Annotated in this window: 12 protein-coding genes; 10 read left to right on the forward strand and 2 right to left on the reverse strand. The window is 61.9% G+C overall.

What is annotated here, in order from left to right:
- Positions 1-3: 3 nt before the first annotated feature.
- A complete protein-coding gene (locus J7392_RS18940; protein WP_348540712.1) occupies positions 4-1458 on the reverse strand; it encodes a DUF2254 domain-containing protein in 1455 nt (484 codons plus the stop codon).
- On the opposite strand from J7392_RS18940, the gene J7392_RS18945 reads away from it, so the two are divergent.
- A complete protein-coding gene (locus J7392_RS18945) occupies positions 1457-2059 on the forward strand; it encodes a nucleotidyltransferase family protein (protein WP_209218911.1) in 603 nt (200 codons plus the stop codon). The two genes, J7392_RS18940 and J7392_RS18945, sit on opposite strands and share 2 nt — an antisense overlap.
- Before the next feature lie 70 nt (positions 2060-2129).
- Here the strand turns inward: J7392_RS18945 and J7392_RS18950 are convergent, their stop codons facing one another.
- Complete coding sequence (locus J7392_RS18950; RefSeq protein WP_209218912.1) at positions 2130-5063, reverse strand: Hint domain-containing protein; 2934 nt, start codon at positions 5061-5063, stop codon at positions 2130-2132.
- Between the two features lie 1356 nt (positions 5064-6419).
- On the opposite strand from J7392_RS18950, the gene J7392_RS18955 reads away from it, so the two are divergent.
- The 9 genes from J7392_RS18955 (at position 6420) to J7392_RS18995 (ending at position 14318) form a co-directional block, all read left to right on the forward strand.
- Complete coding sequence (locus J7392_RS18955; RefSeq protein ID WP_169306066.1) at positions 6420-6692, forward strand: DUF1127 domain-containing protein; 273 nt, start codon at positions 6420-6422, stop codon at positions 6690-6692.
- Between the two features lie 298 nt (positions 6693-6990).
- Complete coding sequence (locus J7392_RS18960; RefSeq protein WP_209218913.1) at positions 6991-7959, forward strand: ABC transporter substrate-binding protein; 969 nt, start codon at positions 6991-6993, stop codon at positions 7957-7959.
- Positions 7960-8214: 255 nt separating this feature from the next.
- On the forward strand, positions 8215-9240 hold the full coding sequence (locus J7392_RS18965; RefSeq protein ID WP_209218914.1) for an ABC transporter permease subunit: 1026 nt from the start codon (positions 8215-8217) through the stop codon (positions 9238-9240).
- A gap of 8 nt (positions 9241-9248) precedes the next feature.
- Positions 9249-10295 carry an ATP-binding cassette domain-containing protein gene (locus J7392_RS18970; protein WP_209218915.1) on the forward strand — a complete coding sequence of 349 codons (1047 nt, stop codon included), beginning with the start codon at positions 9249-9251 and terminating at the stop codon, positions 10293-10295.
- A gap of 237 nt (positions 10296-10532) precedes the next feature.
- The gene (locus J7392_RS18975; protein WP_209218916.1) at positions 10533-11408 is read left to right on the forward strand and encodes an STAS domain-containing protein; all 876 of its coding nucleotides are present in this window, start codon (positions 10533-10535) and stop codon (positions 11406-11408) included.
- A 1-nt stretch (position 11409) separates the two neighbouring features.
- Complete coding sequence (locus J7392_RS18980; RefSeq protein ID WP_067627401.1) at positions 11410-11763, forward strand: STAS domain-containing protein; 354 nt, start codon at positions 11410-11412, stop codon at positions 11761-11763.
- Positions 11735-12175 carry an ATP-binding protein gene (locus J7392_RS18985; RefSeq protein WP_209218917.1) on the forward strand — a complete coding sequence of 147 codons (441 nt, stop codon included), beginning with the start codon at positions 11735-11737 and terminating at the stop codon, positions 12173-12175. The genes J7392_RS18980 and J7392_RS18985 overlap by 29 nt, the downstream gene beginning before the upstream one ends.
- On the forward strand, positions 12172-13182 hold the full coding sequence (locus tag J7392_RS18990; RefSeq protein ID WP_209218918.1) for a SpoIIE family protein phosphatase: 1011 nt from the start codon (positions 12172-12174) through the stop codon (positions 13180-13182). The genes J7392_RS18985 and J7392_RS18990 overlap by 4 nt, the downstream gene beginning before the upstream one ends.
- The gene (locus J7392_RS18995; protein WP_209218919.1) at positions 13182-14318 is read left to right on the forward strand and encodes an ATP-binding protein; all 1137 of its coding nucleotides are present in this window, start codon (positions 13182-13184) and stop codon (positions 14316-14318) included. Before J7392_RS18990 ends, J7392_RS18995 begins: the two co-directional genes overlap by 1 nt.
- Positions 14319-14435: the final 117 nt, after the last annotated feature.

Raw genomic sequence — 14435 nt, forward strand, 5'->3', positions numbered from 1 at the left:
GGCTCAGGCCGGGGTGTCCACCGCGGCCTGCACGTCCTTGCAGGCGGCGGACCAGATGCGGGCGCGGTCGGGGCCGAAGGGCACCTCTTCAAAGGCGCGGCGCAGATGATCTTCTGCCGCGTCACGGGCGGCGGCCGAGAGGCCGGGATCGGGGTGCTGCATCAGCCCTGTCAGCACCTCTTGCAAGACCATCTGCACATCGACGACCGAGGCGCCATCGCGCGCCAGTGCGCCAAATCCGTCTTCGATCAGCGCATCCGCCGGGATCGGCGGGATATGCAGATTCGGCAGCGCGACCTTGCCGCCCGGCTTGGCCTCATCCGAATAATAGGACAGCACGCGCCCGATGCGGGTGATCACATCGATCGCCGTACCGCCATCGTTGATCCCCGGCGACAGCGCCTTGGAGGCAACCTCGCCCAGCACCCGCAAGCCAAAACGCGGGTCTTGGTCAAAGGTGCGCAGATCGCCCAGTTGCACGGTCTCCAAAACCTTTTGCTCTAGACTGTCCCAAACATGTTCCGCGTCCTGCGGGCTGCCCCGCCGGGTGACCATCACCAGAGGCTCACCGACAAAGACGAAATCACCGATGCGCCGGGGCAGATAGATCGCCACCCCATGGTCCCGCGCCTGCTGGTCCAGCGCCTCGGGGTAGATATGTTGGATATAGCCGCTCTCAGGGGCAAAGATCGGGCGCGCATCCTCGGGCACCGTGCCGGTCAGGGGATGCCCGCCCATGCAGGGCGTCTTCAGCCGCTCCTTGAACAATGAAGTGGTCACCGTCTCGATCTGGCGGGTGGTGTCGATCAGGCTGCCGAAGCTTTGCAGATGCAGCACCCAGCGGATCAGGAAGATCACGATGATCGCCAGCACCAGTACCGTGGTCAGGAACAGCACGAAAGAGCGTTCGTCGATATAGATGCCCAACTCGCGCATGATGATCGCCACCAGCGCATAGACATAGGCGCCGATAAAGACGGCCAGCGTGTTCTGCGTGGTGCGGTCCTGAATGATCAGACGATGCGCCCGTGGCGTGAATTGCGCCGAGGAGGCCCGGTAGACCGTGACCATGATCGTGATCGAAAAGATCGTGACCGCCAGCATCGCATCGGCGATGATCTGCAACAGACGGTCCGCTGCTTCGCCGGTCAACCTCGTGGCGACTTCCTTGGGCACCAAGGGCTCAAAAAGCTGGGTCAGCCCGAGGGCGACAAAGGCCAGCAGCCCCATGAAGACCACCCGCACCCAAAGTTTGCGAGAATATTCGCGGGCTTTGCGAAACAGCGTGTACGGGATCAGGTCCTTGATATTCATGGGGAAAGGGTAGCACGAAAAAGCGCCCTGCCAACGGCGGTTTAGCGGAATTTGCACTCTGGCCCGGCGCGAAACGCCGCCCCACGGCGCGGGGGCAAGAAAGCCCTTATCCTCGCCCCCCGTGCCCGGTAGGTTGGGCGGCATGACGATAGCCCCTTTGCCCGTGATCCTCCTCGCCGCCGGTGCCTCAACTCGGATGCGGGGGCGTGACAAATTGATGGAAGATATCGTCGGTGAGCCCTTGTTGCGCCGTCAGGCACGGCTGGCACAGGACATTGGCCCCGTCACCGTCGCCCTGCCGCCCGCGCCGCACCCGCGCTACACGGCGCTTAGCGGGTTGGACATCACGCCGCTCCCCATCCCCGAGGCCGCAGAGGGCATGGGCGCCAGCCTGCGCAGCGCTTTTGCCGCCCTGCCGTTGGACACGCCCGCCGCCATGGTGCTGCTGGCGGATATGCCCGCGCTTGAGGCCCGCGATCTTGCCTGCCTCGCGGCTGCGGTGGACCTGACGGGCGAGACCCTGATCTGGCGCGCGACCACAGAGGACGGCAAGCCCGGGCACCCCATCGTCTTTGCCGCCGCGCTTTTCGATCAGTTGAAACAGCTGCGCGGCGATGACGGGGGCCGCGCGGTTGTGCGCGCTGCCGCAGACCGGATGCAGCTTGTGCCCCTGCCCGGCCAGCGCGCGCGCCGCGACCTCGACACGCCCGAGGACTGGGCGGCGTGGCGCGCAGAGCAGGAATAGCCCGCGCATGAAAAAACGGGGCGGTCGCCCGCCCCGTTTTCAAACTTTGTCACGCTCGGCTTTTGCCGGATTACTTCACCAGCAGGCTGGCCTCGTGCTTTTTCAGCGAACGGCGCGCGGCGGTGTAGCCTTCGATCCCGTCCTTTGTCGCCAGTTCGGGGAACAGTTCAAAGATTTCCTGACGCTGCTCTTCGCCGATACCGGCCAGCGACATGTCACCGGGCTGGAAGCTCTCGGTCCATGTCCCGTCGGAGAGGATCACCTCGTGACGGTCGAACATCACATGGATGTAGCTGGTGCCCGAAACCTCGACCACGTCGATGCCTTCCATCCCGGTCAGATGTTTCGCCGCGACGAGCACCTCACGCTCTTCGAAGTAGAGCGCGGTCTTTTCGTTGGCGACCAAGACGCGGTGGTTGGGGCTGACCATCATGTCACGCTCAGGCAGGTCGTTGCCAAGCGCGCCCTTGCGGATCAACACCGGCTTGAGATGCGCGGCCATTTCGAACTCGGCCCCGGTCATCTCACGCGCGCCGACCCAGCGGATCGTCTGGATGCCGTTGTCGCGGGTGATGACCCGGTCACCGACCTGAAGCGCCTCTACCGGCACCTCACCGCGCGGTGTAGCGATCTTGGTCCCCGGGGTGAAACAGGGGATCACATTCTCGATCTCGACGAAGTTCAAACGCCCGGCATCGCTGCCGTCTTGGTTGAAGTAGTCAACGAAACCGTCTTCGCGATCGTCGGAGGTATAGGTGATCTCTAGACGGCCACCCTCGGGGGCAGAGCCGCGCAGGTCGAGCGTGTCGTAATCCACGCCCGCGCTGCCACCGTCGACATCATCGCCTGCGTTGACGTTGACGAAGCTGTCCTGATCGGCACCGCCGGTCATCACGTCGACGCCCGCGCCACCGTCGAGCAGATCGTCGCCCCGACCGCCTTGCAGTTCGTCGTCGCCTTCGCCGCCCATCAGCGTGTCATTCTCACCGCCACCGTCGAGCAGGTCATCGCCTTCACCGCCGACCAGCAGGTCGTCGTCCCGGTTGCCGCGCAGGGTGTCGTCGCCGGTGCCGCCGTCAAGCTCGTCATTGCCCTGACCGCCCGAGAGGCTGTCGTCGCCCTGACCGCCCAGCAGCGTGTCGTCGCCGGTGTTGCCCGAGATGACGTCATCGTCGATCTGGCCGTCGATATAGTCATCGCCCGAGCCGCCGCGCAGCATGTCCGCATCGTCGGCGCCATAGATCACGTCATTGCCCGCGCCGCCGTCGACGGTGTCCATCCCGTTGTTCGGGTTGCGGTCGGGGGTGAAGGGGTTGGACGCATCCTCTTCGTCGGGGATGTCGAGCACATCGAGGCCCAGATCGGGGTCGTTGCCCGCATAGATCGTGTCGTTGCCAGCGCCGCCGAGCAGGCTGTCGTTGCCCTCGCCGCCGACGATCCGGTCGTCGCCGTCACCGCCGTCGACGATATCGTCGTCGATGCCTGCGTTAATCACGTCATCGCCGGTGCCGCCGGTGATGGTGTCGCGGTCATCGCCGGTGCTGATCGTGTCATTGCCCGCCCCGCCATCGACGGAGTCGCGGTCATTCTCGGGGTCGGCGTCGGGGTCAAAGCCCAGATCGTCGCTGTCGCTTTCCGGGTAGCCCAGATCGGGGGCGAGGTCATCGTTGCCGGTGGTGATCATGTCGTCACCCTCACCGCCCTCGACCACGTCGGAGCCTGCGCCCGCCTCGACGATATCATCGCCGTCGCCTGCCAGAATGGTGTCGTCGCCGTCACCCGCGCGAACATAGTCGTCGTCGCCTTCCGCATCGGGCAGGATCGCGTCGTCATTGTCGATCATGTCGCCATCGGGGTCGCCGGTATAGGCAGTGTCGATCAGGTCGTCGCCATCCGTGCCATCGACATAGCCGTCACGGTCTGTCGGCGGCGGCGGGGGCGGTGTGCCGCCGTCATCCACCGTCACGGTTACCGAGCCTTCGTCGGTCAGCCCGTCGGGGTCTGCCACGGTATAGGTGATCGTCGCGTCACCGGTGAAATCGTCATTGGCGACAAAGGTGATGGTGCCATCGTCATTGATGGTCACGGTGCCATCATCGCTCGACGCATCTGTCACGCTCAGGGTGTCGCCGTCCACATCGGTGTCATTGTCCAGAACCGGGATTACGACCGGATCGGTGCCGGTGGTGCCCGCGGTGTCGTCATTGGCGACGGGGGCGTCGTTCACCGGGTTCACGGTGACATTCACGGTACCGGTGTCGGTGCCGCCATTGCCGTCATCCACGGTATAGGTGATCGTGGTGTCGCCATTGAAATCCGCGTCCGGCGTGAAGGTCAGTGTGCCATCGTCGTTGATGACGACCGGGCCTGCCGGGCAGGTTGCCATGGTGACGGTCAGCGTGTCGCCATCGCTGTCGCTGTCATTGCCCAGCACGTCGACGGTGCCAGAGGTGTCTTCGTCGATCTCAAGCACATCGTCTTCGGCCACGGGCGCATCGTTGCCGCCGCCCTGCGGTTGGCCATCGTCGAAAACCAGATTGTCGATCGCGCCCGAGCCTTCGAAACGCACTTCGAAACGCGACACGCCATCGATGTTGAACTGCACAAAACGCTCACCGCCATCGCCGGTGGGCTGCACATAGTGGTTTTGGATCACATCGCCATTGTCATCGTAAAAGATGACACGGGTGCCTTCCCCGCCGGTCTCTTCGATGTCTTTGAAGGTCACGCCCTTCATGCGCACCATGTCATCGAAGTCAAAAAACAGGCTGCCGCCGCCGGCGTTATCGTCCGGGTCGCTCTGGTCGCCGTCTTCCGAGACGATCAACAGCCCCTCAAGTGTGTCGGAGGCCAGATCGCCGTCGCCGCCCGTGGGGTTGCTGCTGTCAAAGACCATCGCATCGCCGGAGCCGCCGCTGGCCGAAACCGTAACGCCCAGATCCGCATATTCGTCGTCAATGATGGTGCCTGCGCTGAACGCATTGAAATCAAGTGTTCTAATCATTGTGAAATCTCCTGAGCGGTGTTGCACGCGGCGCGCAACGCGGCCGTCTTGGAAGTGGATGCTGTTTCAATCTGGTGAATGGAGCGCCGAACGGCAGAGCGGTCGAACCGGGCATTTCTTGCCCCGCAGAAGGCCAGTGGCAGGGCCTGTCGCTTGTGTATCATCTCGTCTCTCCCTCCGTTCACACGCGCCCCGTTGGCAGAAATCCAGATCGAGCGGCACGCATCCTGCGCAACGAAGGGGAAGAGCCGGAACATGGCCCACAGCCGAGGCGCGATGTGCTTCGGTATGTTGTGTTTACGGTCGCAAACTCGCGGTGTACCCACATTTCCCGCATCCCTGATGCGCTTAATGCGGCCGCCCCCGTGACCTACAGACTTCTATGCCCCCCAGTTGGGCATCTATAGGAATAGCCCTCCTATACGAATGGACAAAGCAAAAAATGTTTGAAAATTGCCGGAACCAAATGAAGTTTTGCCGCAATTCAGGTGGTTTAGCGCGCCTTTTGGGCGCGATTGTTTCCGGCGCACCCCCTGCCGGGATCCCGAATCGCCATAGAATTAGGGTGAATTAACGCCGGCACGGGACGACTGCATCGATCCCTCGGTCAAGACTGTTTCGCATTGCGCGACAATGCCGCCGCAAATCAGCCGCATCTGCGCCGCCTTGTTTTCGTCATTCTTTTCGATTGCTTGTTCACCGGCTGGAACCAATCGCCCGCAAACCTGGGGAACTGGTGACGAAACCACGGGCGACCCGCCTTATTCCCGCCGAATCGATTCCTCGCGGCAATAGGCGCCCGCGGGGGCGAAAGCCGCGCGCGTTACGGACGAGTCATGGTGAACTCCCCGCCCCTCACCTCGCGCCGAGATAGACCGCGGAAAAATGCGAAAGCCAGCCGCGAAGGCCACCCAAACAACCGCCCCTTTCCGTTCGATCCGCCGCGCCAAAATGCCCCAAATCCGACTCTCAAAACGACATTTCAGATGCCACAAACGACACCGCGCCGGGCGGGCGGAAACCTCAGCCATAGTGGGCTCTGCGCCTCGCACATGCGGCAGGGTGCCGCACCCCTATTTCGCCCTATTGCAAAGCCCGCTCGGGTGGACCAAATGCGCGGCATGTTGATGTATGCTGTTCATAAGAGGCGCCCGCGCAAACCGGGCACGCTGCTGAACCGCCGGTAACCCCGGTCGGACAGGCCGATCCGCCTGTTTAGACCATCGGGGTTCCAACTGACTTTCCGGATCACACTCGGGATGAGACCCACACAACCGACCCGGCCCGGCCTTTTGGCACTGACCGTCGTCTTTTGCGGATCCTTCCTTTTACGACCTTTCTGATATGGAGCATGCCATGCATTTCCGCCTGCTGAAAAACACCAACCAGATCGCCGGGATGCCCGGAACCGCCTTTAACGGCAGCATCGGTCAAGTCGCCAATGCCGAGGGGCTGGCCCTTGTTGCCATGCTGCGCCGTGCGCTGCGCGACACCGCACGTCGCTGGGAGCGTAACCGCACGCTGTCGACGCTGAACGCAATGGACGACCGCCTGCTTCAGGATATCGGCCTGAACCGCAAAGACATCCCCCAGCACATCCGCGACATGGAAAGTTTTTCCCGCCGCTGAATGCTCTGGCCCGTGCCCCGCGTGAGGGGCCGTGCCGACCCTTAAAAATATAGCGTTCTGCATGGGAACGCCACATATAGCGGCATCGCGTCAGGCCCGGCGCGGTGCCCGTTCTTGCGTCTTGCGTCCGGCAATCGTGTTGCACAGGGGCGCATGATTTGTTTTCATATCTCCAGCAAACCCGCCCATCGAAAGCTGCCGCGCCTGACGCGCGACCGGCTCCTTCTTGATGGAAAGGGGCAAAGATCAGCGGTGCGCGGCTGCGCGACACTGCGGATACAATAGAGGAGATATCACTATGAAACGCTATTTGCTTGGCACGGCCTTTGCCGTTGCAACCCCGATGGCCGCCGCCGCACAGGACTGTGGCGAAGTCTCGATCGCGGAAATGAACTGGGCTTCGGCGCAGATCGTCACCGCCGTCACCGAATTCCTGCTGACGCAGGGCTATTCCTGCGACGTGACCGTGGTGCCTTCGGACACCACCCCCGCCGTGACCTCCCTGTCCGAGAACAACGAGCCGGACATCGTGCCCGAACTGTGGCCGAACTCTGCCGGTGACGCTTACAAAAAGCTGAAAGCGGACGGCAAGATTGTTGAGTTGACTTCCGTGCTCGATCCCGGTGGCGTCGAAGGCTGGTGGATCCCCACCTATCTGGCCGATGAGCACCCCGAGCTGAAGACCATCGAAGGCATCTTGGAAAACCCCGAACTGGTCGGCGGCATGTTCAACAACTGCCCCGATGGCTGGGGCTGCCGCGTGGTGAGCGACAACCTCGCGCGGGCCTATGACCTCGAAGGCAACGGCATCGAAGTCTTCAACCACGGCTCGGGTGAGACGATGGTGACCTCGATGGCCTCGGCCTACGAGAGCCAAGAGCCTTGGTTCGGCTACTACTGGGCGCCGACCACCCCGCTGGGCAAATACGACATGACCAGCGTCGATCTGGGCGAATATGACGAAGCCGCGCATAACGCCAACCAGAACGCCGACACGCCGGACCCCAAGCCTTCGGCCTTCCCGACCGCGCCGGTGCTGACCGTCATGACCAAGGATTTCCACGACGAGAACCCCGAGATCGCGGAGTTCATCGGCAACGTGACCTTCAAGACCGACGAGATGAGCAAGCTGCTGGCATGGCAGGGTGAAAACAACGCCTCCAACGAGGAAGCGGCGGTGTATTTCCTGCAAAACAACAAGGACGTCTGGGCCGAATGGCTAAGCGATGACGCCCGTGGCAACCTGTCCAAGCTGCTTGAGCAGTAAGACAGACTGACCGAAACGACGGGCGGGGAACTCATCAGGGTTTCCCGCCCGTTCGTTTCGATGACCGGCGGCTAGACTTACGTCTTTTCATACCGACTGCGCCTTGGCCCCTTTGGCCCGATGCGCAGTTCCTTTGTAAGGACATAGGTTTGGATTGCCGCCACTGCATGGGGCAGCCGACGCCGCGCGGCCTGCGCGGCGCACCGGCCCCCTTCCCCAAAGCAAACGGTCTGATGCAGACCGGGAAAGCGACAGATGGCAACCTACGACAATCTCTTTGACACGCTCGGTCTGCGGGACTGGTGCGGCGACGATCAAGGCGGCGGGCTCAGCTCCATGGCCGACCTCATGGGCCAAGCGGGCGGTGATACCGACACCACGCTTTGGGACATGCCCTTCCCCTCTTTGGATGCGCTGCACGACAGCTGCGAAGCCATCCCACAATCGCGCGACCTGACCCAAGGGCTGGAGCAAGGCTTCCTTGCCATCAAGGACAGTCTCAAAGTTGTTGTCGACCCCCTCACCCAACCGCTGAGCTGGGCGCTGGAGAACGCGCTTTGGCTCATGCAATCGGTGCCGTGGTTCATGATGATCCCGCTTTTGATGGCAATCACCTATGCCGTGGGCCGTTCGCTCAAGCTCGTGGGTCTGGTCGCGCTGGTCTTTGGCTTCCTCGCCTTCATCGACTTTTACGAACACACCATGCAGACGCTGGCGATCATCTTTGTCTGCGCCTTCATCTGCGTGCTTTTGGGCGTGCCCATCGGCATCGCTATGTCGCGCAGTGACAGGGTACAACGCTCGATGATCCCGGTCTTGGACATGCTGCAAACCCTGCCGCCCTTCGTCTACCTGATTCCGCTGATCTTCCTCTTTTCGGTGACCGAGCCCAAGCTCTACGGCATCGCGATCATCCTCTATGCCATCGTCCCGGTGGTGCGCCTGACTGACCTTGGCATCCGTCTGGTCGATAAGGACGTGATCGAGGCCGCCGACGCCTTTGGCATGACCAACCGCCAAAAGCTCTATAAGGTGCAGATCCCGCTGGCCTTGCCCAACATCATGGCCGGTGTGAACCAGACCATCATGATGAGCCTCGCCATGGTCGTTATCGCCTCGCTGGTTTCGGCCCCCGGTCTGGGCGTGCTGGTGCTGCGCGGCATTCGCAGCCTTGAGTTGGGCGTGGGCCTCCTGTCGGGTCTGGGGATCGTGCTGCTTGCGATCATCCTCGACCGGGTCACCAAAGCCGCGCTTGCGCGGATCAACGCGGCGCAGAAGTGAGGCCAGACATGACAGACGACATCAAGATTTCCGTCCGCAACCTCTATAAGATCTTCGGCGACGACCCCAAAATGGCGCTTGAGAAAGTCCGCGGCGGCATGTCCAAGGCCGAGCTTCAGGCCGAAACCGGCCATGTGCTGGGCCTCAATGACATCAACGTGGACATGCCCGCAGGCAAGACCACGGTGATCATGGGGCTGTCGGGCTCGGGCAAATCGACGCTGATCCGCCACCTCAACCGGCTGATCGACCCCACGGCGGGCGAGGTCATCGTGAATGGCGAGAACATCCTCGACTATAACGAGCGTCGCCTGCGCCAGTTGCGCAAGCACGACATGTCGATGGTGTTCCAGAAGTTCGCCCTGCTGCCCCACCGCACGGTGCTGGAAAACACCGGGCTAAGCTGGGAGATCGAAGGCAAAAGCCGCAGCAAATACGCGGATGAGGCCACCAAATGGCTGAACCGCGTCGGGCTGGAAGGTCAGGGAGAGCAATATCCCGCGCAGCTTTCCGGCGGGATGCAGCAACGTGTGGGCATCGCCCGGGCGCTGACCTCGAACTCCGACGTGATGCTGATGGATGAGGCGTTTTCCGCGCTCGACCCGTTGATCCGCACCGACATGCAGGACCTGCTGATCGAATTGCAGGAAGAACTGCATAAAACGGTGATCTTCATCACCCATGATCTGGACGAGGCGCTGAAACTGGCGGACCATCTGGTGATCCTCAAAGACGGGTTCATCGTCCAACAGGGCGAGCCGCAGCATATCCTGCTGAACCCCAACGATCCCTATATCGAGGCCTTCGTCAGCGACATTAACCGTGCCCGCGTGCTGCGCGTGCGTTCGGTCATGGAAAAGACCGATGTGCCGCCCACGGATGTGGCCGGTGAGGTTGATTTCGACGACACGCTGGAAAGCATCATCGCGGTCTCCGGCGGGGACACCACCAACAACTACCGCGTCATGCGGGCGGGCAAACAGGTTGGCGTGCTGCATATGCGCGATCTGGTGCGCGCGCTGGTGCCGCGCCATCCCGGCGAAGCGGCAGAATAACGTCGCGGCAGCCCGCGGCGGGCAACAAGAAGGGCAGCATCCGGTCACATCGCCGATGTTGCCCTTTTTGCAAGCGATCCGCGCAGGTTCGCCGCAAAACCTATCACAAAACAGCGACTTACACAGCGTTTCATTATGTAAAACGGCGCTTTGTCGCCGATCAAAATCCCTGCATCCTATTGACACTCACCCCCACGATTGGCCTATGAGGGGGTGAAATTAATACTGGGGTTTAAGATGCCGCAATCTGCTACGGCCAATATTCTGACTGTTCTCGACACCGATTTCAAAGGCATCATCGAAGAGTGGCTGGGAACGCAGGTCAAAGAGGGCGTGAAACGTTCTGACCTGTTCTCTGATGCGGAAAGCCGGAAGCAGAATAGCGAATTGCTCAAAGCCTTCTCCAAAGGTGTGCGCGATGGCGTCACCGGTGAGGATTTCGACTTTGACGATACCCAATGGGACGATCTGCGCGCCGTGCTGACCGATGTCAGCCGCGAGCGGGTCAACCGCGGCGTGACCCCGACAGAGATGGCGACCTTCGTGCTGGCGCTGAAGGCGCCGCTGTTCAAACGGCTCGAAGCGATGCAAGACAGCGACCACGGGATGCTGATCCGCGACGTGATGCTGGTCACCCGTCTGGTCGATGCCTTTGCCATCTACACGAATGAGATTTTCATTCTCGAGCGTGAGCAAATCATAGACCGCCAGCGCCAAGAGATGTTGGAGCTCTCAACGCCGGTCGTCGAACTTTGGGACCGTGTTTTGACCCTGCCGCTGATCGGCACGCTTGATTCCGCCCGCGCCCAAGAGGTGATGGAGAACCTGCTGCAAACCATTCTGGAGCGTCAGGCCGAAGTGGTCATCATGGACATCACAGGCGTCGGCACCGTCGATACGCAGGTGGCGCAACACCTGCTGCGCGCCGCCGCCGCCGTGCGCCTGATGGGGGCCGAATGTATCATCAGCGGCATCAGCCCGATGATCGCCCAGACCATGGTACAGCTTGGCATCGACGTGGGCACCGTCTCTACCCGGTCCAGCATCCGCACCGCCCTGTCGGATGCGCTGATGACCGTCGGCTATGTGATCAAGAAGACCGAGGGCCAATAAGGTGGCCGGTGTCACGTCGATTAATCTGGTCGAACATGCGCTCCTCGTTTCGATACAGGATGACATCACGGACACGGAGATTTTGGAGCTTCAAGACCGGTTGTCGAACAAAATATCCGAGAACCGCATCGACGGGGTGATCCTCGATATCTCAGCGCTTGAGATTGTGGACACTTTCGTCGGCCGCGTGATCGCGCAATTGGCCGGGATCTCGCGGTTGCTGGCGGCGGATACCTATGTCGTCGGCATGCGCCCCACGGTCGCCGTCACGCTGGTCGAGCTTGGCATGTACCTGCCGGAAATTCGCACCGCGTTAAGCCTGACCCATGCCCTTGCCCAGCTACGCCGCGTTTGATGAAAAGGACCTTGGGGCGCAGGTTCTTCTCTCTCAGTTCAAGTTGAAGACCAGCGGCGACGCGGTAACGGTCCGCCAAGCCGTGGCGCGCTACATGAAAGAACACGGCGCCTCGGCGCTGAATGTCACACGCTTTGCCACCGCCGTCAGTGAAATTGCCCGCAATGCGATCGTTCACGCTGGCGGTGGCGAATTTTCCATCTATGTCGACCCGAAGGCCAAGCGGCTGAGCGTGGTCTGCTGGGACAAGGGACCGGGGATCGAGGACGTGGCACTGGCCCTGACGGACGGCTATACCTCGGGCGGCGGGCTTGGCCGGGGCTTGGGCGGCGCGCAGCGGTTGGCCCAGAAGTTTGAAATTCGCACCGCCGTTGGCGGGGGCACCAGCGTGTTGATGAGTGTGAACCTATGATACAATGGGTCGAAGTGCAGGACCAAAGCGCCATCGCCGTGGTGCGCCGCGCCGCCCGCCGTCTGGCGGCGGAACACGGCTGGCCCAAACACCGGACCGATGAATTGGCCATTGTCGCCACTGAGGCCACCACCAACATTCTGCGCTACGCCGAGAAAGGCCGCGCCCTGATCACCGCCCCGCCAGAGGGCAAGGGCGACAGGATCGTGATGATTTTCACCGACCGCGGCCCCGGTATCAGCGATATGGATCACATGTTCCAAGACGGTATGAGCAGCGGCGGCTCTGCCGGGCTGGGGCTTGGCGCGATCCGCCGCCTGTCGAATGATTTCGACATCTTTAGCGGGCCGGAGGTGGGCACCACCATCGTTTGCACCTTTGTCAAAAACAGCACCCCCTGCCCGACCCATGGGGTCGAGGCCGTGGGCCTGCGGGTCTGTCACCCGAACGAAACGGAATGCGGCGACGATTACCTGCTGCGCAAGACGCCCAAAGCCACCGATATCCTGCTCTGCGACGGTCTGGGCCACGGCCCCGAGGCCGCAGCCGCATCGCTGGAGGTGACTGACGCCGTCAAAGCCACCCGCAGTTTCAACAGCGAGCCGGGCGCGGTGATGCATGAGGTGACCGAGCAATTGATCGGCAAACGCGGCGCGGTGGCAGCGCTTGTGCATATCGCGCAGCCGCAGATGGTGCTGCGCTATGCCGCTTTGGGCAATATCGCCACGCTGCGGGTCCGCGACGGTGAGGTCAAACGCCTGCCGGTGCGCGACGGGCGGATCGGCGCCCGCGCCACGCGGGGCTATGAAGAAAGCTTTGACCTTCAGCCGGGGGATCTGATGATCCTGCACAGCGACGGCTTGAAAACCCTGCGCGACAGCTACCTTCCTCAAGGTCTATTGTGGAAAACTCCGCTTTTGATCGCTGGCTACCTGCTCGACCGGGCATTTCGCGGGCGTGACGACGCCTCCATCGTGGTCATACGCATTGCACGGGACGCGGACTGATGAAAGCAACCAATCTCACCTCGGTGAACCTTGAAAAGGGCGGTGATATCGCGGCCCTGCGCCAGATCGCCCTGACCCTGACCGAAGCCATGCGCTTTACCTCATTCGAGCGGACGCGCACCGTCACCGCCGCCGTGGAACTGGGCCGCAATGCCATCGAGCATGGGCAGAAGGGCCGCGCGCGCTTTTCGTTGACCGATGTCAACGGCAAGCCCGCGCTTGGGCTGACGGTGATCGATCAGGGCCGTGGGATCGAAGAGGACAAGCTCGACCCCAACCGCGCCATTGTGTCAGAGACAGGCATGGGGCTGGGCCTGCGGGGCGTGCAACGCATCGCGGCGCGTTTTGATGTGGACACCGGGCAAGAAGGCACGCGGATTCATGCGGAATTCCTGCTGCCCGAACCGCAATCCGCCGTCGAACAGATCAAGGCCGATGCCATGGCGGCTTTGGAGGCCTATAACGCCAAAGACCCGACCGCGGCTTTGACCGAACAGAACCGCGAACTCAGCGAAGGCATCGCCGACCGCGATCTCTTGATGCAGGAACTCCACCACCGAACGGGCAACAACCTTGCCCTGATCGTGGCGCTGATCCGGATGAGCAAGACCCAAGCCAAAGAGGATGAGACCCGCCAAGTTCTGGGAGAGTTGGAAACCCGCGTCGGCTCGCTTTCCAAAGCGCATGAGCTGATGCAGCGCTCGACCGATAGCACCGACCTCGACCTCGCGGATATGCTGGATGAAGTCGCGAAAAACGCCGAACGCGCCTTTACCGGAGATCGTCAGAGCATCGCGATCAAGCTAATTTGCCCCAGCCTCAAGATGGACAACAAACTGGCGGTCGATATCGGGCTGATCGTGGGAGAGTTGATCACCAACGCCTATAAACACGCCTTCAAGGGGCGCGACAAAGGGGTGATCACCATCGAAGTCACGCAAGAGGATGACGAAGGGCTGACGCTCAAGGTCTATGACGATGGCGTCGGCCTGCCCGATGACGCCAAACGGCCCGAGAGGTCGGATTCGCTGGGCTGGCGCATGATCCGCACACTGACCTTCCAGCACGAAGCGACGTTGAAAGTCGAAGGCCAAGACGGGCTTTGTGTCGAAATCAGCTTCCCGGCGCAGGGCTGAGCGCGCGCCCTGCCCGCCCACGGGGTTCGGGCCGCCGCGCCCGTCTTTTTGATCAAAAGCCACCTCTGAACTTTTCCGCCCCGTAAAATTGTCCTAGGCATATCGGGAGCCGGCGAT

Source organism: Sulfitobacter sp. R18_1 (genome assembly GCF_017743915.1).
In the GTDB taxonomy this organism is placed as follows: domain Bacteria; phylum Pseudomonadota; class Alphaproteobacteria; order Rhodobacterales; family Rhodobacteraceae; genus Sulfitobacter; species Sulfitobacter faviae.

What these genes read in the sequence shown, in the direction of transcription:
- J7392_RS18945 (WP_209218911.1), top strand. Translation starts at nt 1,457, where the DNA reads ATGACGATAGCCCCTTTGCCCGTGATCCTCCTCGCCGCCGGTGCCTCA.
- J7392_RS18940 (WP_348540712.1), bottom strand. Translation starts at nt 1,458, where the DNA reads ATGCCGCCCAACCTACCGGGCACGGGGGGCGAGGATAAGGGCTTTCTT.
- J7392_RS18950 (WP_209218912.1), bottom strand. Translation starts at nt 5,063, where the DNA reads ATGATTAGAACACTTGATTTCAATGCGTTCAGCGCAGGCACCATCATT.
- J7392_RS18955 (WP_169306066.1), top strand. Translation starts at nt 6,420, where the DNA reads ATGCATTTCCGCCTGCTGAAAAACACCAACCAGATCGCCGGGATGCCC.
- J7392_RS18960 (WP_209218913.1), top strand. Translation starts at nt 6,991, where the DNA reads ATGAAACGCTATTTGCTTGGCACGGCCTTTGCCGTTGCAACCCCGATG.
- J7392_RS18965 (WP_209218914.1), top strand. Translation starts at nt 8,215, where the DNA reads ATGGCAACCTACGACAATCTCTTTGACACGCTCGGTCTGCGGGACTGG.
- J7392_RS18970 (WP_209218915.1), top strand. Translation starts at nt 9,249, where the DNA reads ATGACAGACGACATCAAGATTTCCGTCCGCAACCTCTATAAGATCTTC.
- J7392_RS18975 (WP_209218916.1), top strand. Translation starts at nt 10,533, where the DNA reads ATGCCGCAATCTGCTACGGCCAATATTCTGACTGTTCTCGACACCGAT.
- J7392_RS18985 (WP_209218917.1), top strand. Translation starts at nt 11,735, where the DNA reads ATGCCCTTGCCCAGCTACGCCGCGTTTGATGAAAAGGACCTTGGGGCG.
- J7392_RS18990 (WP_209218918.1), top strand. Translation starts at nt 12,172, where the DNA reads ATGATACAATGGGTCGAAGTGCAGGACCAAAGCGCCATCGCCGTGGTG.
- J7392_RS18995 (WP_209218919.1), top strand. Translation starts at nt 13,182, where the DNA reads ATGAAAGCAACCAATCTCACCTCGGTGAACCTTGAAAAGGGCGGTGAT.